Genomic DNA, 20,881 nt, shown 5'->3' with positions numbered 1-20,881 from the left:
GCGAAGGAGGAGGCTCGTCGTCATGACGCGACCACCATAGCGAGTGGGGCCGGCGAGGTCGCGACCGGCTCGAGCAGCGGTCACCGGGCGGGCGGCTAGCGTCGTGCCGTGCCCACGCTGCTCGTCGTCCACCACTCCCCGACCGCCTCGGTGCAGCGCCTCACCGACGCCGTCGTCGCCGGCGCCGGCGACGACGCGATCGAGGGCGTCGACGTCATCGTGAAGCCGGCGCTCACCGCCACCGCCGACGACGTGCTCGCCGCCGACGGCTACCTGCTCGGGACACCCGCGAACTTCGGCTACATGAGCGGCGCGCTCAAGCACTTCTTCGACTCGCTGTTCCTCGAGATCGGCGGCTCGCTGTCCGACGACGGGTCGGCGACGACGGCAGCCGGCGGCAAGCGGCCGTTCGGGCTCTACGTGCACGGGCGCTACGACACGACGGGCGCCGTCCGCTCGGTGCTCTCGATCGTCGGCGCGCTGTCGTGGCGCCAGGCCGCCGGGACGCTCGAGGTGCTCGGCGACGTCGGGGAGGCCGACCTCGAGCGAGCCTACGAGCTGGGCGGCACGCTCGCCGCACTCGTCGCCGGGTGAGCCGCCGACCATGGCGCCGGTAGCATCGCCCCTCGTGGCACCCCGCTCGACTCCCGCCCGGATCGTCTCGGCGATCGCGGCGCTGGCGACCCTCGGTGGTCTGCTCGCCGCCTGTGGCGAGCCGGCGACGCCGGTACCGCCGGGCGCCGACCGCGACCAGGTCGACGCCGTCGAGGCCCCGCCCAACGGCGCGTGCCGGGTGCTGGAGATCGAAGACGTCAGCGCGCCGACCAACGCGAGCCCGATGGTCGACTGCGCGAGCCCGCACACCGCGCAGACCTACGCCGTCGGCGAGGTGCCCGACGAGATCGGCGACGCCGGCTACGACTCCCCCGAGATGGGGGCCTTCGCCTACGCGACGTGCACCAAGGGGCTGCAGGAGTACCTCGGCGCCGACGAGAGCACCGCGATGCGCACGCTGCTCAGCTGGGCCTGGTTCCGCCCCTCGCAGAAGGCCTGGGAGGAGGGCGCCCGCTGGTACCGCTGCGACGTCGTCGGTGGCGGCGAGCAGAGCCGCGAGCTGGTGAACCTGCCCCCGACGGCCAAGGGCCTGCTGATGGGCCGGCCCGACGACAAGTGGCTCGCGTGCGTGAAGGGCGCGACCGTCAGCGGCTCGCAGAAGATCCCCTGCTCCGAGCCGCACGACTGGCGGGCGGTCACCACGATCAAGCTCGGTGAGGCGGCCGACCCCTACCCGGGCGACCGGTTGTCGGAGGTGCGCACCAACGACTTCTGCAAGCGGTCGGTGCAGGCCTACCTGAACTACCCGCCGGCCTTCACCTGGGGCTACACCTACTTCCACGAGCCGGAGTGGAAGGCCGGCAACCGGCGCTCGGTGTGCTGGGCCCAGACGAGTGAGTAGCCGGGCCCGGTCCGCGCTCGCCGCCGCCGTCGGTCTCCTGCTCGCGACGACCCTCGGTGCCTGCTCGGACGACGAGCCCGCCGAGCCCGCGCCCACCACCCCGACAGCCACGCCGACCCCGCCGCCGGCCGCGACCGCCGTCCCGGCGCCGTCCGCCGACGCCTGCTACCGGCTCAGCTACCGGCAGGCGGTCTCGCCCACCAACGGCGCCCGGGCGGTGCCGTGCCGGCGTCCGCACACCGCAGAGACCTTCGCCGTCGGCGAGCTCGACAACGTCGTCGCCGGCCACCTGCTCGCGGTCGACTCCGAGCGCGTGCAGACCGCCGTCGCGACCACCTGCCCGGAGCGGCTCGGCGACTTCGTCGGGGGCTCGCTCGACGACCAGCGGCTCAGCATGCTCCGTGCGGTCTGGTTCACCCCGAGCCTCGAGCGCTCGGCCGCCGGCGCGTCGTGGTTCCGCTGCGACGTCGTCGCCTCCGCCGGGGCCGAGTCGCTCATCGAGCTCACCGGCTCGCTCCGCCAGGTGCTCGACGACGAGGAGGGGCGCGAGCGCTACGCCATGTGCGGCACCACGAGCCCGGACGCCGACGACTTCGAGCGCGTGCCGTGCGCCGGCGAGCACTCCTGGCGCGCCATCTCGGTCGTCGACCTCGGCGACGGCGAGTTCCCGGGCCGCGACGCCGTGACCGACGCCGCCGCCGGCTGCGAGGACGACGCCGAGGCCCAGGCGAGCGACGCGCTGGACTACCGCTGGTCGGCCGAGGGCCCGAACGCCGAGCAGTGGGCCACCGGCCAGACGTTCGTGCGCTGCTGGATGCCCGAAGCGGACAGATAGATTGCTCGCTGCGCGAGCCGCGCCCAGCTGCCGCCTTCGCGCGGCCCGCTCCGCTTCGCGGCAGTTGTCTCCGACCCGTGGTGGCGTCGTCGTGGCGCTCGGCTCGGTGCGCGAGCCGCGGCAGTTGTCTTCGGCCCGTGGTGGCGTCGACGTGGCGCTCGGCTGACCTGCCCGAGCACTGCCTCAGAATCCCAGCTTGCGCAGCTGCCTCGGGTCGCGCTGCCAGTCCTTGGCGATCTTGACGTGCAGGTCGAGGTAGACCGGAGTGCCGAGCAGGGCCTCGATCTGCAGCCGGGCCCGCTGGCCGACGTCCTTGAGCCGGGAGCCCTTGTGGCCGATCATGATCCCCTTCTGCGAGTCGCGCTCGACGTAGAGGTTGGCGTGCACGTCGAGCAGCGGCTTGTCGTCGGGGCGGTCGTCGCGCAGGTTCATCTCGTCGACGACGACGGCGATCGAGTGCGGCAGCTCGTCGCGCACACCCTCCAGGGCGGCCTCGCGGATGAGCTCGGCGACGAGGACCTCCTCGGGCGCGTCGGTGAGGTCGCCGTCGGGGTAGAGCTGCGGGCCCTCGGGCAGCCGGCCGACGAGGAGGTCGGCGAGCAGGTCGACCTGGTGGCCCTCGGCGGCGGAGACCGGGACGATCTCGGCCCAGTCGGTGCCGGTCTCGGTGCCGAGCGCGGCGATGTCGAGCAGGTGCTGGCCGAGCTGCTCGGGCGTGGCGAGGTCGGTCTTGGTGGCGATGGCGACCTTGGTGGTGCGCTTGACCTTGCCGACCTCGTTGACGATGAACCGGTCCCCCGGCCCGATCTTCTCGTTGGCCGGGAAGCAGACCGCGACGACGTCGACCTCGGCGAGGGTCGTCTTGACCAGGTCGTTGAGCCGCTCGCCGAGCAGCGTGCGCGGCCGGTGCAGGCCCGGGGTGTCGACGAGGATCAGCTGCGCGTCGGGGCGGTGCACGATGCCCCGGACGACGGTGCGCGTCGTCTGCGGCTTGTTGCTGGTGATCACCACCTTCTGGCCCACGAGGGCGTTGGTCAGCGTCGACTTGCCGGCGTTGGGCCGGCCGACGAACGACGCGAAACCGCTGCGGTGCGGGGGCAGCTCTGCGGGCTGGTCGGTCATGTGTCTCCTCGGACGGGGTCGACGGCGCGCGGCTGGCGTCCGGCCACCGAGCGCCAGTAGCCCATCACGTCGTAGGCGGTGGCGGGTAGCCGTCGGACCCGCATCAGGTGCTTGCGGACGGCGCGCATCTGGGCCGACTCCCCCGCCATCCAGAAGTAGCCGTCGCCGTCGGGCCAGTCGATCGTCTCGACGACCTCGGCGAGGTGGCTGACGCCGTCGGCCTCCTGGTCGAGCCAGGTGACGTCGCCGGGCTCGTTGTCGGGCAGGTAGTCGGGCACGTGCTCGGGGCTCTCGGCCCAGACCCGGGTCGGCACGTCGACGGTCTCGCGGATCCGGGCCATCGCCGGTAGCGCCGTCAGGTCGCCGACGAGCAGGAGCCAGGAGGCGCCGTCGGGAAGCGTGAACGAGCCCTTCGGCTCGCTGATCGTGACGACGTCGCCGACGCACTCGCCGCGCGCCCACTCGGTGACCAGGCCGACGTCGTGCACGACGACGTCGAGGGTGAGCTCGGTCCCGGTCCACGACCGCACGGTGTAGTAGCGGCTCTGGAACTGCCCGGGCACCACGAGGCCCACCCACTCGTCGGGGGTGCCGGTGCTGACGAAGCCCTCGCGGAGCTGGTCGCCGCCGAGCACGAGCCGGACCAGGTGGTCGGTGAGCTGGGTACGACTGACCACCTCGGCGGTGTAGGTCTCGGCCCGGGTGCTCATCGGCTCGATGCTAGTGGTGCGGCCCGAGGCGCCCCAGCCGGGACTCCGCGCGACGAGGTCAGGAGACCCAGGTGGGTCGGAGCGCGAACCCGTTGGACCCGCCGTCGGCGACCTTGGCGGCCAGCACCTGGTGCAGCTGCACCTCGTTGCGCTCGAAGCCCACGCGGCACGCGGCCATGTAGAGGCCCCACACCCGGGCGGTGCCGAGGCCGACCTCCTCGACGCAGGCGTCCCAGTTGTCGACGAGGTTGCGGTTCCAGTCGCGCAGCGTCATCGCGTAGTGGATGCGGAGGTTCTCCGAGTGCTGTACCTCGAGGCCGACGTCCTGCATCTCGGTGATGAGGCGACCCGACCCGGTCAGCTCGCCGTCGGGGAACACGTAGCGGTCGATGAACGCGCCGGTGCGCACCGAGCGGTTCTCGTGGCGGGTGATGCAGTGGTTGAGCAGTCGCCCCTCGGGCTTGAGCTTGTCGCGCAGGAACGTGAAGTAGGACTCGAGCTGACCGACGCCGATGTGCTCGGTGAGGCCGATGGAGGAGACCGCGTCGAAGTCGGTCTCGAGCACGTCGCGGTAGTCGAGGTGGCGCACCTCGGCGAGGTCGGAGAGACCGGCCTCGTCGATCGCATGCTTGGCCCACTCGGCCTGCTGACGGCTGAGGGTGACGCCGAGGGCCTTGACGCCGTAGTGCTTCGCCGCGTGCATGACCATGCCGCCCCAACCGCAGCCGACGTCGAGCAACCGCTGACCGGGCTGCAGGTCGAGCTTGCGTGCTACGAGGTCGAACTTCTCGTGCTGCGCCTCCTCGAGCGTCGCCGTCTCGGACGGGTAGACCGCGCAGGTGTAGGCCATCGACGGCCCCAGCACGTGGCGGTAGAAGGCGTTGGAGACGTCGTAGTGGTGGTGGATCGCCTCGGCGTCGCGGGTCAGCGAGTGCCGCATGCCCTCCATGAGCCGGCGCCAGCGCGGCAGGTGCTCCTGCGGCGGGGGCGGCGGCGGCTTGAGGTTCGACAGCCCGAGACCTCGCACGATCGTGACGAGCTCGGACGCCGACGGGGCCCGGAACTTCGTGTGGTCCTTGAGCTTCTGCATCACCTCGTAGGGGTTGCCCGGGTGCTCGCCGTGCACGACGAGGTCTCCGGACACGTAGGCGCGGGCCAGGCCGAGGTCGCCGGGCGCGGTGACGAGGTACTGCAGGCCCCGCTGGTTGACCAGCTCGAGACGGATCTCGGCGTCCTCGGGGCCGGCGGCGCTGCCGTCGTAGGCCTCGAACCGCAGCGGCATGCCGCCCCGGGTGAGGTCGGCGATGACGTCGGCGATCTTGAACGCGGGCTTGTCCTTGATGCTGCTGCTGCTCATGGGGGTGATCACTTCCTGCGGACGGTCTTGTCGTAGAGGCTCGTCAGTCGGTCGTCGGGGTCGTAGCGGGCCTTCACGGCCGCGACGTGGTCGCCTCCGTAGAGGCTGTCGAAGGTCTCGCGGTCGTAGAAAGCCTCCGAGTACAGCGATTTATGCCCGCCGAGCTCGTGCACCTTGGTCTCGATGGCCCGGTTGCGCGGCGCGTCGACCGCCTCGGGACCGACGTGGACGGTGCCCCAGAACCCCACGTTGACGTAGGGCTCACCGGCCTCGAGCGGGTAGGCCGGCCAGGGACGGCGCGCGACCAGCGGGCACAGCCACACCGGCCGCATGCCGATCTCGTCGTCGAACCAGCGCAGGAACTCGGGCAGCTGCTCGGTGGGCACCTCGATGTCCTGGACGACGCGCTCGCGCTGCGGCCGGCCGGCCCGGCGGTCGAGGCGGTCGGCGATGTCGAAACGCCGGTCGAGGCCGAGCAGCTTCATGTACACGTCGGAGCGCCGGAGCGCACGCGGCCAGAAGCGGCGGATGCGCGGGTTCTGGGCGCCGAAGGCACCCGAGCACCAGAACCAGTCGGTGTCCCAGCGCCACAGGTAGTCGTACATCGTCAGCAGGTCCGTCTCGCGCTCCTGGAGCGAGCGGAAGAAGACCTGCTGGCCGGCGTAGTCGGACGGGTCGGCATCGAGAGCCGCGCCGGCAGCGCCGGTCGGGCCGGCCGGGCCCGAGACCCAGCGCGCGATCGTCAGGTAGAGCTCGTCGGGCGAGAACGCGACGCCGTCGAGGCCGTCGACGGGCTCGCCGTCGTGCTCCCCGCTCGCGACGATCTCCTCGATCGTCTTGGTGAGCAGGGCGGCGTCGTCGAAGCGCACGTGGCGCAGGGCGACGTAGGCCGGCACGGGCTCGAGCTCGATGCGCAGCCGCGTGGCGTAGCCGAGCGAGCCGTAGGAGTTCGGGAAGGCGTCGAACAGCTCGTCGCCCGGGCGCGTGGTGACGACCTCTCCGGCGCCGGTGAAGACGTCCATCTCCAGCACCGACTCGTGCGGCAGGCCGTTGCGGAAGCTCGTCGACTCGATGCCGAGGCCCGTGACCGCGCCGCCGAGCGTGATGGTGCGCAGCTGCGGGACGACGAGCGGGATGAGGCCGTGCGGCAACGTGGCGTCGACGAGGTCCTCGTAGGTGCACATGCCCTGCACCTCGGCGGTGCGCGTGTCGGGGTCGACCTCGATGACGCCGGTGAGCCCGGAGACGTCGAGGCCCGGAGCCGTCGTCGCAGCCCTGACGCGGAACAGGTTCGTGGTCTTCTTGGCCAGCCGCACCGGTTGCCCGGGCGGGATCGCCGCGTAGGAGGCGGCCAGCCGCGCGACCGCCTGCGCGTGCTGCTGCCAGGCCGGTGAGCCTGCTTGTGTAGTGGGCACATCCCTCACGCTTCGCAACCTACCCCCGCCCCACGCGGGCGCGCTCGCGGGTGCCCGGTGGTGTGACCCACGCCCTTCGTCCGGCGGCGAGGTCAGTGCAGCGTGCCGCGCGCGTCGCCGAGGTGGACGACGACGTCGGGGCCGGCGTACTCGTCGAGCACGGCGCGGTCGGCGTCGGCCAGTTCGGTGGCCTCGCCCAGCACGACGACGGCGGCGAGCCCGCGCGAGCCCGACGAGACCGCCATGGCCACGCACACCTGCACGGCGCTCACCTGGAGCGAGGCCAGGTCGACCGTCGCGGCGGCGTAGGTGCGGCCGTCGAGGTCGCGCACGGCGGCGCCCTCGGCCGCCTGGGTGCGGGCACGGGTGGCGCGCGCGAGGGTGACGAGCTTGGTGTCCTCGGGGCTCAGGTCGGGCATGGGGATCAGCGTAGGGAGACCCCGACCGGCATCGACAGCACCCCGTGCGGGACGGCGATGCCGACCGACGCCGCGAGCGTGGCCAGCAGCGACTCGGGGCCCGTGGGCAGCACCATCGCGGCCGCGGCCGGCGACTCGCTCGACTCGGCGGGGCGCAGCTGCTGCAGCCACTCGAGTGGTGACGACGACGGCACCACGACGTCGTCGGGGTCGATGCCGGCGAGGGCGCAGGAGCGCTCGACGGCGAGACGGGTGCCGCCGAGGTGGTCGACGAGGCCGCGCGCGTGGGCGTCGGTGCCGAGCCACACGCGTCCCCGGGCGAGCGGCTCGAGCACGGCGTGCTCCATGCCGCGGTCGGCGGCGGCCTTGGTCGTGAAGTCGTCGTACACCTCGTCCAGCCAACGGTCGAGGAACGCCCACTCGTCGTCGCTGAAGCCACGGGCCGCCGACAGGAAGCCGGCGCGGGGACCGGCGTCGATGCCCTCGTGGACGACGCCGACCCGGTCGAGCAGCCGCCGGACGACGAGCTTGCCGGCGAGCACGCCGATCGAGCCCGTGAAGGTGGTGGGTTGGGCGACGATCTCGTCGCAGGGCATCGAGACGAAGTAGCCGCCGGAGGCTGCGGTGGCGCCCATCGCTGCGACCACCGGACGGCCGCCCTCGCGCAGGCGGATCACCTCGCGGCGGATCGCGTCGCTGGCGACGTAGGACCCGCCGGGGCGGTCGACGCGCAGCACGACGGCCTTGACGGCGTCGTCGCGGCCGACCTCGCGCAGCCGCGCCGTGACGCGGTCGGAGCCGGCCTGGTTGCCGGTGCCGGGGCCGAGCACGATCGGACCGGCGACGTCGACGACGGTGACGACCGGCCTGTCGCGCCGGGTGAGCGCCTGCAGCCGCTCGGCCGGCGACGGCTGCTGCGCGTGGGCGTAGCGGTGCACGAACAGCGGCTCCCAGGACGGCGTCCAGGCCGTGGCCGCGTGGGCGTAGACCTCGTCGCGGTAGCCGAGCCGGTCGACGAGACCGGCCTCGAGTGCGGCAGCGGCGCCGACCGGTGCCTGCGCCATGGCGGCGCGCACGGCGGCGTCGTCGAGCCCGCGGCGAGCGGCGACCCGGGCCACCGTGTCGTCGACGACGGCGTCGGCGAGCCGCTGCACCATCTCGCGGTTGGCCTCGCTCACCTCGGTCGCGGCCAGCTGGTCGGCAGCCGACTTGTACTCGTGGCGCTGCGCGAACTCGGGGTCGACGCCCACCTTGTCGAACAGCCCGCGCAGCAGCGTGATGCCGGCGTGGACGCCGGTCAGCCCGAGCGCACCGGTCGGCTGCAGCCAGATCTCGCGGGCGTTGACCGCGATCCGGTAGGCCGCCAGGCCCGGGCCGAGCTCGCCGAAGGTCGCCGTCCAGGCGATGGAGGGCTTGGCCTGCGAGAAATCGGCCACCATCGCCGCGACCTCGTCGGCCGCGGCGAGCGTGAGCGGTGTCGTGCCGACGTGCACGAGCAGCCCGAGCACGTCGTCGTCGTCGGCCGCGGCGCGCAGGCCCGCCCCGACCGCCCGCAACGACGGGGAGTGACGCTGCCGCAGCGCCTCCAGCGGGTGGCGCGCCGGGCCGGTGCGGACGCCGTGCGCCAGGTCGAGCTCGAGCACCGTGCGCCGAGCGGTGCCACCGAGGCCGGGGACGCCGGGGATCGCCGGGAGGTGGCGCAGGAGGGGCAGCGAGGGCAGGTCCATGCCCCCGAGCGTAGGCAGCCCGAGGTAGACAGGTTCAGGCGTCGACCGCGGCTGCGACGTCGTCGGTCTCGGCGCGCGCGACGAGCCGGATGCGCACGGTGCCGATCTTGTTGCGGCGTCCGGCGGCGTCCTCGGCCTCGAACCGCAGGCCGTGGGCCTCGACGGCGGAGCCCGGGATCGGCACGCGGCCCAGGTGCTTGGCCATGAGACCGCCGACGCTGTCGACGTCCTCCTCCTCGACGTCGAAGCCGAACAGCTCCTCGAGGTCGTCGACGGGGTAGCGCGACGAGACCCGTACTCCCCCGCCCTCGACGTCGTCGAGGTGCTCGATCTCGATCTCGTCCTCGTCGTACTCGTCGGTGATCTCGCCGACGATCTCCTCGAGGAGGTCCTCGATGGTGATCAGCCCGGCCGTGCCGCCGTACTCGTCGACGACGACCGCGATGTGCTGGCGTCCGGCCTGCATCTCGCGCAGCTGCGCGTCGACAGGCTTGGACTCCGGCACCCAGGAGACGGGGCGCATGACCTCCTCGACGTGCTGGGTGAGCTCGACGTCGGGGGCCTCGAAGTCGCGGCGCACGATGTCCTTGAGGTAGGCGAAGCCGCGCACGTCGTCGAGGTTCTCGCCGATGACGGGCAGGCGCGAGAAGCCGCTGCGCAGGAACAGCGACATCGTCTGCCGCAGGTTCTTGTAGTGCTCGATGTAGACGACGTCGCCGCGGGGCACCATGACCTCGCGCACGGTCGTGTCGCCGAGCTCGAAGACCGAGTGGATCATCCTCCGCTCGCCCTCCTCGATCAGCGCCGACTCGCCCGCCATGTCGACGAACTCGCGCAGCTCGGTCTCGGTGGAGAACGGGCCCTCGCGGAAGCCCTTGCCGGGCGTGATGGCGTTGCCGAGCAGGATCAGCAGCCGGGTGATCGGGCCGAGCACCCGGGTGACGACGGCGAGCGGGCCCGCCGAGAGCACGGCGACCGTCTCGGAGTGCTGGGTGCCGAGCGTGCGCGGGCCGACGCCGATGACGACGAACGAGACGACCAGCATGATGGCGATGGCCAAGAGCATGCTGATCCACCACGAGCCGTTCAGGGCGTCGTCGAGCTCGAGGGTGACCAGCACGATGGCCGCGATCTCGCAGGCCAGGCGCAGCAGCAGCGCGGTGTTGATGTGACGGGCGGCGTCGTCGAGCACCGCGACGAGTCGCTTGGCGCCCGTGCGCTCCTCCTGCACGAGCTCGGCCGCGCGGGCCTTGGAGAACGAGGCGAGGGCGGCGTCGACGGCCGAGAACAGTCCGGCGAGGACGACGAGCAGGGCGGCGACGACGAGGGTGAGGGTGCCGCTCACCGGCTACGCCACTCCGCGAGCAGCCGGTCCTGCAGGCCGAACATCTCGCGGTGCTCCTCCGGCTCGGCGTGGTCGTAGCCGAGGAGGTGGAGGATGCCGTGGGTGGTGAGCAGCTCGATCTCGGCGAGCGTGCCGTGCCCGGCGGTCTCGCCCTGGGCGGCCGCGACCTGCGGGCACAGCATGATGTCGCCGAGCACGCCCTCCTCGGGCTCCTCGTCGACCAGGCCGGGCCGCAGCTCGTCCATGGGGAAGGCCAGCACGTCGGTGGGGCCCTCCTTCTCCATCCACTTCTCGTTGAGCTCGGTGATGGTCGCCTCGTCGACGGCCTTGATGCACAGCTCGGCGAGGGGGTGCACCCGCATCTGGTCCATGACGAACCGGCTCAGCTGCGCGAGGTGCTTGACGTCGATGCCCGTGCCGGACTCGTCGAGGATCTCGATGGTCATCGGTGGGTCACCGTCGCTGCTCCTGCGCTGTCGACAGGCCGCCGCGGGCGTCGAACTCGTCGTAGGCCGCGACGATCCTGCCCACCAGCCGGTGGCGGACGACGTCGTGGCTGGTCAGGCGCTGGAAGGAGATGTCGTCGACGTCGTCCAGGATGTTCTCGATGATCCGCAGACCGGACTTGGTGCCGCCCGGCAGGTCGACCTGGGTGATGTCGCCGGTGACGACGATCTTCGAGCCGAAGCCGAGACGGGTGAGGAACATCTTCATCTGCTCGGGCGTCGTGTTCTGCGCCTCGTCGAGGATGATGAAGCTGTCGTTGAGCGAGCGGCCGCGCATGTAGGCCAACGGGGCGACCTCGATGGTGTTGGCCGCCAGCAGCTTGGGGATCGACTCGGGGTCGATCATGTCGTGCAGGGCGTCGTAGAGCGGGCGCAGGTAGGGGTCGATCTTCTCGCTCAGCGTGCCCGGCAGGTAGCCCAGGCTCTCGCCGGCCTCGACCGCCGGACGGGTCAGGATGATCCGGTTGACCTGCTTGGCCTGCAGCGCCTGCACGGCCTTGGCCATCGCCAGGTAGGTCTTGCCCGTGCCGGCGGGGCCGATGCCGAAGGTGATCGTGTGCTTGTCGATCGCGTCGACGTAGCGCTTCTGGTTGAGCGTCTTGGGCCGGATCGAGCGGCCGCGGTTGCTGAGGATGTTCATCGACAGCACGTCGGCCGGGCGCTCGGTGGTCTCGGCCCGCAGCATCTCGATCGCCCGCTCGACGGTCTCGGACGTGACGCCCTGCCCGGTGCGGATGATCGTGACGAGCTCGTCGAGCAGCCGGTCGGCCAGCGCGACCTCGCCCGGGTTGCCCCGCATGGTGATGCGGTTGCCGCGCACGTGCAGCTCGGCGTCGAAGCCACCCTCGATGATGCCGAGGAACTCGTCGCCGGGCCCGAGCAGGGTGACCATGTCGATGCTGTTGGGGACCACGACGGTGTGCCGCGTCTGGAGGTCTCCGGGATTGTCAGTGGAAGTCATGGGTGCCCGGGCGGGCGGCCTTTCAGTGAGGAACTCCTGTGAAAACCATGCTACGCCGCCCCGATCGGGCCGTCTCGGGGGTTCTGGGACGTACGGTGTGCGCATGGGCCCGGACCAGCACGTCGACGAGTTCGACGAGGACTACGGTCCCGACGACGACACCCCGCCCTACTGGTTCGCCGGGCAGCACCTGCCCGAGCACGCCCGCAAGATGGGCCTCAACCACAGCGTCCCCGACGGCGCCCTGCTCGACTTCGCCGGCAGCCTCGACGCCACCAAGCCCCTGCACCGCATCACCGCCTGGGTGCTGCTGGTCGTCTTCGGCCTGCCGGTCGTCTTCGCGATCATGCGGATCTTCGTCGCGTTCACGTGATCGGTGGTCGAGCCGGGCGCGGGCGTCATCCCGGGGGCCAGGCGAGGTCGCGGCCGGCGAGCACGTGCAGGTGGGTGTGGAAGACGGTCTGGCCCGCGCCGGCGCCGGTGTTGAACACGAGGCGGTAGTCGTCGGGGTGACCCTCGGCCGTCGCGACCGCGGCCGCCGTCCGCACCAGCTCGGCCGTGGCCTCGGGATCGCCGGCCGCCAGCTCGGCGGCGTCGGCGTAGTGGTCGCGCGGGACGACGAGCACGTGCGTCGGAGCCTGGGCGTTGATGTCGCGGAAGGCGACCGTGCGCTCGGTGGCGTGCACCACCTCGGCGGGGACGTCGCCGGCGACGATCCTGCAGAAGAGGCAGTCGGCTTCGGTCTTCGGGGTGCTCACGAAATCACCGTAGTGCGCCGGTAAACCGGCGGCGAGCCTCGGGCGTCGCACTAGCGTGACCACCCATGCGACCGAGCGCGGACCGGCGGGTCCGGTGACGGGCGACCCGGCGGGTGACCCGGCGACCTGGGACGCCGACGCCGCCGTCGACGCGCTCTACGCCGCCCACTGGCGCCGTCTCGTGCGCCTCTCGGTGCTCCTCGTCGGCGACGTCGGCACGGCCGAGGAGGTCGTGCAGGACGCCTTCGTCGCCCTCCACGGCCGCTGGGGCCGTCTCCGCGACCCCGACCGGGCCGCGGCCTACCTGCGCCAGAGCGTCGTGAACCGCTCACGCTCGGTGCTGCGGCACCGCGGCGTCGTCGACCGCCACGCCGCCCGCGAACGGCGTCCCGACGACGCCTCCCCGGCCGACGCGCCGCTCCTGGACGACGAGCGCCGGGCCCGGGTGCTCGCCGCCCTTCGCGCGCTCCCCCGCCGCCAGCGCGAGGTGCTCGCGCTGCGCTACTACCTCGACCTCTCCGAGGCCGACATCGCCGACACGCTGCGGATCAGCCGCGGTGCGGTGAAGTCGCACGCCTCCCGCGGCAGCGCCGCGCTCCGCACGCTCCTCGAAGGACACGACCTGTGACCGACCCACGAGACGACCAGGACCTCCACGACCTGTTCGACGACACCGTCTCCGACGTCGAGCCGGTCGACCGGCTCGGCCAGATCCGCGCCCGGACGACGCGCGCCACCGTCCGGCGACGCCGCGGCTGGGCCGTCGCCGGCGGCGCGGCCGTCGCCGCCGCCGCGGTGGTGGCCGCGGTGGCCGTGGTCTCGACCGGTGACGCCCCCGAGGGCGACGTCGCCGGACCTGCGCCGGCCCCGGCCCCGACCCGGACGACGACCGCGACCACCGACGCCACCACCCACGCCACCGACGCCACCGACGCCGTCACCGCGGTCTACTACGTCAGCCAGGGCGGCAGCGCCGAGGGCTCGCCCGAGGCGCTCTACCGCTACTTCGAGCCCGCCGGCGACCCGCTCGAGCTCCTGATGAGCACGCCCAGCGACCCCGACTACCAGACCTTGTGGCCCGAGGGCTCGCTGCTCTCGTGGGAGGTGACCGACGACGAGATCGTCGTCGGGGTCGCCGACGTCCAGGAACCCGGCCAGGGAGACCTGGCGTTGCAGCAGCTGATCTACACCCTGCAGGCGGCGACCGGGACGGACCTGCCCGTCCGGCTCGAGGGGGTGGCCAGCGGCGTCCTGGAGCGCCGCGCCCCCCTCGACGTCCTGTCGCACATGTCCATCAGCGACCCTGCCGAGGGCAACGTCTACGACGCCCCGTTCACCGCCCGCGGGGTCGCGAACGGCTACGAGGGCAACGTCGCCTGCCAGGTCGTCACCGCCGACTGGACGCCGGTCTGGAGCGGCGCGACCATCGCGGGCTGGACGGAGGACCGGCTGTTCCCGTGGGAGCTCGAGGTCGACCTGACCGGGGTGGCGCCCGGCGACTACACCTTCACCTGCTCGACCGACGACCCGGCCGGGGGCGCCGAAGGCACCGGCACCTTCACCGACACGCGGTCGATCACCGTCCGCTGAGCACCGCCGCCCGACAGGATGGACCTCATGCGCCCCCTCACCGCCGTTGCCGCGCTCGCCCTGACGACCGGACTGTCCGGCCTGCTCGCCGGCTGCGGCGACGACACCGAGCCGACGTCGTCCGAGACCGGCAGCGACACCCCCACGAGTGCGACCACCGACGAGGCGACCTCGCAGCCGGCCACGCCGACCGAGACGCCGACGGACACCGCGACCGACACCGACGGCGCGGCCCCGAGCGGCACCGCGCCGATCTACTTCACCGGCTCGACCCCGCTCGGCACCCGGCTCTACCGCGAGTTCCGCGAGGTCGAGGCCGACAACCCGCTCGAGGAGGCCGCCGCGCTGCTCGTCGCCGGCGACACGGCCGACCCCGACTACAGCACCCTGCTGCAGGGCGTGGTGGTCGACGCCGTGGCCCAGGAGCCCGACGCGATCGTGGTCACGCTCGGCGACGACTCCGCCGTCGCGCCCGACAAGGGGATGTCGCCCGACGACGCCGCGCTCGCCGTCCAGTCGCTGGTCTACACGCTGCAGGGCGTCGCCCAGGAGCGGCTGCCCGTGCGCGTGCAGCTGAGCGACGGCAGCCCGGCCGACCTGTTCGACCAGCCCACCGGCGCCGGCGTCGACGCCGCGCCCGAGCTCGACGTGCTCGCCCTGGTGAGCCTGACGACGCCCGAGGAGGGCGCCACCTACGCCGCCGGCGACACCCTCACCGTCGACGGCCGGGCCAGCTCGTTCGAGGCCACCGTGCCCGTCGTCCTGCTCGACGCCGACGGGCAGCCCGCGCTCGACACGTTCGCCACCGCCGAGGGCTGGACGGACCGGCTCTACCCCTACTCGGTCGACCTCACCCTCGACGTCGCCCCGGGCACCTACACCGTCGTGGCGCGCACCGACGACCCCTCCGACGGCGAGGGCCCCGGGCCGTTCGAGGACACCCGCACGATCGTCGTCGAGTGACGCACCCGCGATGAGGCTGTCGGCGCGGCGGCTCAACCGCACGCTGCTGCGCCGTCAGCACCTCCTCGAACGGGTCGACCTGACCGTCGAGGAGATGTCGAGACACCTCGTCGGCCTGCAGGCCCAGGAGAACCTCTCCCCGTTCTTGTCACTGCACGCCCGGCTCGACCCGTTCGACCCGCTCGACGTCACCCGCGGGCTCGACGACCGCTCCCTGGTGCGCCTGCTCGTCATGCGCGGCACCGTGCACCTGCTGGCGGCCGACGACATCGGCCTGCGGACCTGGACGACGCCCGTGCACGAGCGCGAGGTCAGGGCCAGCCGGGTGATCGGCCCCGCCCGCGAGGTCGACCGCGACGCGTTCCTCGCCGCCCTGCACGAGGTGCTCGGCGACGGTCCGTTGCCGCAGAGGGCCATCGGCGAGGCGCTCACCGTCCGGTTCCCCGGTGCCACAGCCACGCAGCTCGGCCAGCTCGCCCGCTGCACCGCCCCGCTCGTGCAGCTGCCGCCGCGCGGCACCTGGAGGGGCTCGGGCGGCGTCGTCCACGACCTCGCCGACCGCTGGACCGGCGCCTCGCTGGAGGCGCCCGACCCGGCCGACGTCGTCCGGCGCTACCTGCGGGCCTTCGGGCCGGCGTCGGCCGCCGACGTGACGGCGTGGTCGGGGGTCACCCGGCTCGGTCCGGTCGTGGCGGCGATGGACGACCTGGTGCACCACGAGGACGACGACGGCCGCCCGCTCGTCGACGTCGCCGACGGCGTCCTCGAGGACGACGACTCCCCGGCCCCCGTACGGCTGCTCGGGACGTACGACAACGTCTGGCTCAGCCACGCCCGTCGCGACCGGGTCACGCCGCCCGGCAGCCGCGAGGCCTGGTCGGGACCCAACGGCGGCTCGGCCTGCACGCTGTTCGCCGACGGTTGGCTGGTCGGTCTCTGGCGGGCGGTCGACGGGCGGGTGCAGGTCGTCGAGACGCTGCGCGACCTCACACCCCGCGAGCGGTCGGGGCTCGACGACGAGATCAGCCGCGTGGAGGCCCTGCTGGCGCGCTGAGGCCGCCGAGGTCCTGGGTGCCCACGACGCTCAGCAGTGCGAGCCGGTCGGCGCTGTCGGTGCCGAGGGCCGGGGTGAACCACAGCAGGCGCTGACGTCCGTCGTCGCTGAACAGGTTGAGGCAGTTGACCTCCAGCACCCCGAGCTCGCGGTGCACGATGCGCTTGCGCTCGGCGCGGCGGAAGCCGACGTCGTGCTGCTCCCACAGCGCCGCGAACTCGGGCGAGCGCTGCTGCAGCTCGGCGACCAGGTCGGTGACCTCGGGGTCGTCGGCGGCCCGCCGGGACGACGCGGCGCGCAGGTCGGCGACGAACGTGCGGCTGTGGTGGTCGTGGTCGACCACGGGGTAGAGCTCGCGCGCCTCGACGTCGGTGAACCATCGGTACAGGAAGCTGGCGCGTGCGCCGGTGTGCACCGAGGCGTCGCCGAGCAGCGCGATGGCCAGGTCGTTCTGCAGCAGCACGGCGTGGAGGTCGGTGATGACCTGGGCCGGGGTGCCGTCGAGCCGCTGCAGCAGGTCGGCCAGGCTCGGGTGCACGTGGGACGACGTCCCGCCGGCCGGCACGGGCCGGCCGGCCAGCTGGTACAGGTGATCGCGCTCGTCGCGGGTCAGGCGCAGCGCCCGGGCGAGCGCGGCGAGCATCTGCTCCGACGGCTGCGAGCCGGCACCCCGCTCGAGCTCGATGTAGTACTCCACCGAGGCCCCGGCCAGCACCGCGACCTCGTCGCGCCGCAGCCCCGGCACCCGGCGGCGCGGGCCGACCGGCAGCCCGACGTCGCTCGGGCGGATGCGGTCGCGCCGCGAGCGCAGGAAGCGGCCGAGCTCGGGGAGGTCCACCCGGCCAGTGTGCCGCGACCGGCGGCCCCGAGGGAGGGGACGTCGTCCCCTGGGTGAGCGCCGTCTGTTCCGTGCGGTGGCGGGGCGGCACGGTGGAGCCATGACCGAGAACACCCGTACTGCCATCGTCACCGGCGGCTCTCGCGGCATCGGCCGCGCGGTCGCCACCCGCCTCGCCGCCGATGGGCTGGCCGTCGTCGTCGGCTACGCCGGCAACCGGGCCGACGCCGAGTCGGCCGTCACCGAGATCGAGGCCGCCGGCGGCACCGCGACCGCCGTGCAGGCCGACGTGGCCGACGAGCACGCGGTGGCGGCGCTCTTCGACGCCGCCGACGCCCTCGGCGGCGGCGTCGACGTCGTCGTCCACGCCGCCGGCCGCATGGTGCTGAGCCCGATCGCCGACCTCGACCTCGACGACCTCGACGCGCTGCACCGCACCAACATCCGCGGCACGTTCGTCGTCGCCCGGCAGGCCGCACGCCGACTGCGCGACGACGGCTCCGTCGTGACCTTCTCGACCAGCGTCGTCGCCACCCAGTTCCCGACCTACGGCGCCTACGCGGCGAGCAAGGGCGCGACCGAGGCGATCACGCTCATCCTGGCCCGCGAGCTGCGCGGGCGCCGGATCACCGTCAACTGCGTGGCGCCCGGGCCGACCGCGACCGAGATGTTCCTCGACGGCAAGTCCGACGAGCTCGTGGCGGACCTGGCACAGCAGAACCCGCTCGAGCGGCTCGGGACGCCGTCCGACATCGCCGAGGTGGCCGCCTTCCTCGCCTCGCCCGCCGGGCACTGGGTCAACGGCCAGGTGCTGCGCGCCAACGGCGGCATGGCCTGAGCGTGAGCGAGCCGGGTCGGTCGGCGGTCGTCAGCCCCAGCGCGGCGTCCGGCTGAGCAGGGCGGCCACGGCGGCCACGCCCGCGGTGGAGGTGCGCAGCACCTCGGCGCCCAGCAGGACCGCGTGCGCCCCGGCGTCGGTGAACGCCACGACCTCGTCGTCGGTGAGCCCGCCCTCGGGGCCGACGACCACCACCACCCGCCCGGTGGCCGGCACGGCGAGCGCGGACAGCGGTGCGTCGGTGGCCTCGTGCAGCACGACGGCGAGGTCGGCGCCCGCGACGAGGTCGACGACCTCGGCCGTGGTGGCCATCGGGACGACGCTCGGGTGCCACGTGCGGCGGGCCTGCTTGGCGGCCTCGCGGGCGGTGGCCCGCCACCGGGACAGGGACTTCTCGGCCCGCTCGCCCTTCCAGACCGCGACCGAGCGCGAGGCGGCCCACGGCACGACCGTCGCGACCCCGATCTCGGTGAGCACCTCGACCGCGAGCTCGCCGCGATCGCCCTTCGGCAGGGCCTGCACGACGACGACGTCGGGCTCGGGGCGGGGGTGGTGCGACACCTCGGCGGCGGTCACCTCCAGTCGTCGCTTGCCGACGCCGGCGACCTCACCGACCACCGACGTGCCGGCGCCGTCGGTGAGCACGAGCCGCTCGCCGACGCGCATGCGCCGCACCGCGACGGCGTGGTGCGCCTCGTCGCCGTCGACGACGACCCTCGCTCCCGGAGCGACGCCGTCGAGCGACGGCACGAGGTGGACCGGGAGCGACATCAGTGGCCGAACAGGCGCCCGAAGACCGACTTCTGCTGCGCCTTGACCTGGCCGGTGGGCCGCTCCTCGTCGCGCAGGCGGGCCAGCTCGCGCAGCAGCTCCTCCTGGCGCGCGTCGAGGCGGCCGGGCGTCTCGACGATCGTGGTGACGACGAGGTCGCCGCGACCACCGCGCAGCCCGGGGACACCCCGGCCGCGCAGCACCGTCTCGGCCCCGGACTGGGTGCCGGCGGGGACCTCGAGCTCGAAGCTGGTCTCGACGCCCGAGCCGGCGCCGTCCTCGACGTCGGCCTCGAGGGTGGGCAGCGTGAGCGTGGTGCCGAGCGCGGCCGCGGTCATGGGCAGCGTGACGGTGCAGTGCAGGTCGTTGCCGTGCCGGGTGAAGGTCTCGTGGGGCGCGACGTGGATCTCGACGTAGAGGTCGCCGGCCGGGCCGCCGCCGGGGCCGACCTCGCCCTCCTCGGCGAGCTGCACGCGGGTGCCGGTGTCGACGCCGGCCGGGATCTTGATGGTCAGCGTGCGGCGCGAGCGCACCCGGCCGTCGCCGGAGCACTCGCGGCACGGGTCGGGGATGATCGTGCCGAAGCCGCGGCACGCGGCGCACGGGCGCAGCGTGCGCACCTCGCCGAGGAACGAGCGCTGCACGTGGGCCACCTCGCCCTGCCCGCGACAGGTCTCGCACGGCACCGGGTGGCTGCCCGGCGCGGCGCCGTCGCCGTGGCAGGTGGTGCACACGACGGCCGTGTCGACCTTGAGCTCCTGCGAGACGCCGAACGCCGCCTCGGCGAGCTCGATCTCGACCCGGATGAGCGCGTCCTGGCCGCGACGCACCCGCGAGCGGGGTCCACGTCCGGCCCCCGGGCCACCCTGGCCGCCGAAGAAGGCGTCCATGATGTCGGTGAACGAGAAGCCGGCGCCCTGACCGCCGGCGAAGCCCCCGAACGCGTCGCCTCCGCGGTCGAAGGCGGCGCGCTTCTGCGGGTCGGAGAGCACCTCGTAGGCGGCCGTGACCTCCTTGAAGCGGTCCTGCGTCGCGGGGTCGGGGTTGACGTCGGGGTGCAGCTGGCGGGCGAGCTTGCGGTAGGCCTTCTTGATCGTGTCGGCGTCGGCGTCGCGGGCGACGCCCAGCAGCTCGTAGGGGTCCTGAGGCACGGGTTTCCTTCGGGTGGTTCGCGGTGTGGTGCGGGGCGGGTCCGGTCAGGACTCGTCGAGGATGCGGGAGACGTAGCGGGAGACGGCGCGCACGGCGGCCATGGTGCCGGGGTAGTCCATGCGGGTGGGCCCGACGATGCCGAGCGTGGCCAGGGCGTCGTCGTGGGGCCCGTAGCCGGTGGTGACGACGCTGGTGGAGGCGAACTCCTCGATGGGGCCCTCGGCGCCGATGCGCACGGTGACGGTGCCCGAGGCCGAGGCCTCGCCGAGCAGCTGGAGCAGCACGACGTGCTCCTCGAGCGCCTCGAGCAGCGGGCGGACGGCGGAGTCGAAGCTGTCGCCGTAGCGGGCCAGGTTGGCCGCTCCGCCGACCGCGACCCGCTCGTCGGAGCGGTGGTCGCTCATGGCGTCGACGAGCACCTGGACGACGGCCGCGGTGGCGGCGTCGTGCGGCTCGTCGGCGGCCGCGAGGTCGCCGAGCGCGGTGACGGCCGCGCCGATGACCTCGCCGGTGACGCTGAGGTTGAGCCGGCTGCGCAGGCGGGCGAGGTCGTCGTCGGGCAGGTCGGCGTCGAGGTCGACGACGCGCTGCTCGACGCGGCCGGTGCTGAGGATGAGGATGACCAGCAGCCGGTCGGGGGCGAGCGCGACGACCTCGACGTGGCGCACGGTCGAGCGGCTGAGCACGGGGTACTGCACGACCGCGACCTGGCGGGTGAGCTGCGAGAGCAGGCGGACGCTGCGGCTGACGACGTCGTCGAGGTCGACCGCGCCGTCGAGGAAGCTCGCGATGGCCCGCTTCTCGGCCACGCTCAACGGCTTGACCGCACCGAGCCGGTCGACGAAGAGGCGGTAGCCCTTGTCGGTGGGCACGCGGCCGGCGCTGGTGTGCGGCTGGGTGAGGTAGCCCTCCTCCTCGAGGGCCGCCATGTCGTTGCGCACGGTGGCCGGCGAGACGTTGAGCCCGTGGCGCTCGACGAGGGCCTTGGAGCCGACCGGCTCCTCGGTGGCGACGTAGTCCTGCACGATCGCCCGCAGGACCGCGAGGCGGCGCTCCTCCTGCAC

The 20,881-nt window shown here is 73.3% G+C and carries 23 protein-coding genes; 9 read left to right on the top strand and 14 right to left on the bottom strand.

Annotated elements, in window-relative coordinates; genetic code table 11:
• The first annotated feature begins 108 nt into the window (after nucleotides 1-108).
• The 3 genes from ABFT23_RS09060 to ABFT23_RS09050 are packed head-to-tail and all read left to right on the top strand — an operon-like array spanning nucleotide 109 to nucleotide 2,291.
• The gene (locus ABFT23_RS09060) at nucleotides 109-594 is read left to right on the top strand and encodes a flavodoxin family protein (RefSeq protein WP_347894391.1); all 486 of its coding nucleotides are present in this window, start codon (nucleotides 109-111) and stop codon (nucleotides 592-594) included.
• Between the two features lie 34 nt (nucleotides 595-628).
• On the top strand, nucleotides 629-1,456 hold the full coding sequence (locus ABFT23_RS09055; RefSeq protein ID WP_347894389.1) for a septum formation family protein: 828 nt from the start codon (nucleotides 629-631) through the stop codon (nucleotides 1,454-1,456).
• Nucleotides 1,449-2,291, top strand: a complete 843-nt coding sequence (locus ABFT23_RS09050; RefSeq protein ID WP_347894387.1) for a septum formation family protein — start codon at nucleotides 1,449-1,451, stop codon at nucleotides 2,289-2,291. Before ABFT23_RS09055 ends, ABFT23_RS09050 begins: the two co-directional genes overlap by 8 nt.
• A gap of 183 nt (nucleotides 2,292-2,474) precedes the next feature.
• On the opposite strand, the gene era is transcribed toward ABFT23_RS09050, so the two are convergent.
• The 9 genes from era to ABFT23_RS09005 all read right to left on the bottom strand — a co-directional run bounded on the left by era (nucleotide 2,475) and on the right by ABFT23_RS09005 (nucleotide 11,853).
• Nucleotides 2,475-3,413 (bottom strand): GTPase Era, encoded by a 939-nt coding sequence (gene era / locus ABFT23_RS09045; RefSeq protein WP_347894385.1) that lies wholly within the window; start codon nucleotides 3,411-3,413, stop codon nucleotides 2,475-2,477.
• Nucleotides 3,410-4,123 carry a siderophore-interacting protein gene (locus ABFT23_RS09040; RefSeq protein ID WP_347894383.1) on the bottom strand — a complete coding sequence of 238 codons (714 nt, stop codon included), beginning with the start codon at nucleotides 4,121-4,123 and terminating at the stop codon, nucleotides 3,410-3,412. The genes era and ABFT23_RS09040 overlap by 4 nt, the downstream gene beginning before the upstream one ends.
• A gap of 58 nt (nucleotides 4,124-4,181) precedes the next feature.
• Entirely contained in the window at nucleotides 4,182-5,480 is a 1,299-nt protein-coding gene (locus tag ABFT23_RS09035) for a cyclopropane-fatty-acyl-phospholipid synthase family protein (protein WP_347894381.1), read from the bottom strand.
• A gap of 8 nt (nucleotides 5,481-5,488) precedes the next feature.
• Entirely contained in the window at nucleotides 5,489-6,904 is a 1,416-nt protein-coding gene (locus tag ABFT23_RS09030; protein WP_347894379.1) for an FAD-binding oxidoreductase, read from the bottom strand.
• An 83-nt stretch (nucleotides 6,905-6,987) separates the two neighbouring features.
• The gene (locus ABFT23_RS09025) at nucleotides 6,988-7,314 is read right to left on the bottom strand and encodes a cytidine deaminase (RefSeq protein WP_347894377.1); all 327 of its coding nucleotides are present in this window, start codon (nucleotides 7,312-7,314) and stop codon (nucleotides 6,988-6,990) included.
• A 5-nt stretch (nucleotides 7,315-7,319) separates the two neighbouring features.
• Nucleotides 7,320-9,041 (bottom strand): S49 family peptidase, encoded by a 1,722-nt coding sequence (locus ABFT23_RS09020; protein WP_347894375.1) that lies wholly within the window; start codon nucleotides 9,039-9,041, stop codon nucleotides 7,320-7,322.
• Nucleotides 9,042-9,075: 34 nt separating this feature from the next.
• On the bottom strand, nucleotides 9,076-10,386 hold the full coding sequence (locus ABFT23_RS09015; protein WP_347894373.1) for a hemolysin family protein: 1,311 nt from the start codon (nucleotides 10,384-10,386) through the stop codon (nucleotides 9,076-9,078).
• A complete protein-coding gene (gene ybeY, locus ABFT23_RS09010; RefSeq protein ID WP_347894371.1) occupies nucleotides 10,383-10,832 on the bottom strand; it encodes an rRNA maturation RNase YbeY in 450 nt (149 codons plus the stop codon). Before ybeY ends, ABFT23_RS09015 begins: the two co-directional genes overlap by 4 nt.
• Before the next feature lie 7 nt (nucleotides 10,833-10,839).
• On the bottom strand, nucleotides 10,840-11,853 hold the full coding sequence (locus tag ABFT23_RS09005) for a PhoH family protein (RefSeq protein ID WP_347894369.1): 1,014 nt from the start codon (nucleotides 11,851-11,853) through the stop codon (nucleotides 10,840-10,842).
• 103 nt (nucleotides 11,854-11,956) lie between these two features.
• On the opposite strand from ABFT23_RS09005, the gene ABFT23_RS09000 reads away from it, so the two are divergent.
• Entirely contained in the window at nucleotides 11,957-12,226 is a 270-nt protein-coding gene (locus tag ABFT23_RS09000; RefSeq protein WP_347894367.1) for a hypothetical protein, read from the top strand.
• A 25-nt stretch (nucleotides 12,227-12,251) separates the two neighbouring features.
• Here the strand turns inward: ABFT23_RS09000 and ABFT23_RS08995 are convergent, their stop codons facing one another.
• Complete coding sequence (locus ABFT23_RS08995) at nucleotides 12,252-12,611, bottom strand: HIT domain-containing protein (protein ID WP_347894365.1); 360 nt, start codon at nucleotides 12,609-12,611, stop codon at nucleotides 12,252-12,254.
• A gap of 55 nt (nucleotides 12,612-12,666) precedes the next feature.
• Here ABFT23_RS08995 and ABFT23_RS08990 point away from each other — a divergent pair, with 55 nt between their 5' ends.
• From ABFT23_RS08990 to ABFT23_RS08975, 4 genes are read left to right on the top strand one after another with little or no spacing between them, the layout of a single operon-like run.
• A complete protein-coding gene (locus ABFT23_RS08990; RefSeq protein WP_347894363.1) occupies nucleotides 12,667-13,239 on the top strand; it encodes a SigE family RNA polymerase sigma factor in 573 nt (190 codons plus the stop codon).
• Nucleotides 13,236-14,201 (top strand): Gmad2 immunoglobulin-like domain-containing protein, encoded by a 966-nt coding sequence (locus tag ABFT23_RS08985; protein ID WP_347894361.1) that lies wholly within the window; start codon nucleotides 13,236-13,238, stop codon nucleotides 14,199-14,201. Before ABFT23_RS08990 ends, ABFT23_RS08985 begins: the two co-directional genes overlap by 4 nt.
• A gap of 27 nt (nucleotides 14,202-14,228) precedes the next feature.
• Complete coding sequence (locus ABFT23_RS08980; RefSeq protein ID WP_347894359.1) at nucleotides 14,229-15,164, top strand: Gmad2 immunoglobulin-like domain-containing protein; 936 nt, start codon at nucleotides 14,229-14,231, stop codon at nucleotides 15,162-15,164.
• A 10-nt stretch (nucleotides 15,165-15,174) separates the two neighbouring features.
• Nucleotides 15,175-16,218 (top strand): winged helix DNA-binding domain-containing protein, encoded by a 1,044-nt coding sequence (locus ABFT23_RS08975; protein ID WP_347894357.1) that lies wholly within the window; start codon nucleotides 15,175-15,177, stop codon nucleotides 16,216-16,218.
• On the opposite strand, the gene ABFT23_RS08970 is transcribed toward ABFT23_RS08975, so the two are convergent.
• On the bottom strand, nucleotides 16,187-17,056 hold the full coding sequence (locus ABFT23_RS08970; protein ID WP_347894355.1) for an MmyB family transcriptional regulator: 870 nt from the start codon (nucleotides 17,054-17,056) through the stop codon (nucleotides 16,187-16,189). The two genes, ABFT23_RS08975 and ABFT23_RS08970, sit on opposite strands and share 32 nt — an antisense overlap.
• A 100-nt stretch (nucleotides 17,057-17,156) precedes the next feature.
• On the opposite strand from ABFT23_RS08970, the gene ABFT23_RS08965 reads away from it, so the two are divergent.
• Nucleotides 17,157-17,894, top strand: coding sequence for an SDR family oxidoreductase (locus ABFT23_RS08965; protein ID WP_347894353.1), 738 nt, complete (start codon nucleotides 17,157-17,159; stop codon nucleotides 17,892-17,894).
• A gap of 30 nt (nucleotides 17,895-17,924) precedes the next feature.
• On the opposite strand, the gene ABFT23_RS08960 is transcribed toward ABFT23_RS08965, so the two are convergent.
• Genes ABFT23_RS08960 through hrcA form a run of 3 tightly spaced genes read right to left on the bottom strand, consistent with a single transcriptional unit; the run spans nucleotide 17,925 to nucleotide 20,881 of the window.
• A complete protein-coding gene (locus ABFT23_RS08960) occupies nucleotides 17,925-18,665 on the bottom strand; it encodes a 16S rRNA (uracil(1498)-N(3))-methyltransferase (RefSeq protein WP_347894351.1) in 741 nt (246 codons plus the stop codon).
• Nucleotides 18,665-19,816 carry a molecular chaperone DnaJ gene (gene dnaJ / locus ABFT23_RS08955; RefSeq protein ID WP_347894349.1) on the bottom strand — a complete coding sequence of 384 codons (1,152 nt, stop codon included), beginning with the start codon at nucleotides 19,814-19,816 and terminating at the stop codon, nucleotides 18,665-18,667. Before dnaJ ends, ABFT23_RS08960 begins: the two co-directional genes overlap by 1 nt.
• A gap of 45 nt (nucleotides 19,817-19,861) precedes the next feature.
• A complete protein-coding gene (gene hrcA / locus ABFT23_RS08950) occupies nucleotides 19,862-20,881 on the bottom strand; it encodes a heat-inducible transcriptional repressor HrcA (protein ID WP_347895065.1) in 1,020 nt (339 codons plus the stop codon).

Source organism: Nocardioides secundeburneus, assembly GCF_039939255.1.
Taxonomy (GTDB): Bacteria; Actinomycetota; Actinomycetes; order Propionibacteriales; family Nocardioidaceae; genus Nocardioides.
The sequence above is the reverse complement of the archived record's forward strand: the minus strand, read 5'-3'. Positions and strand labels throughout refer to the sequence as shown.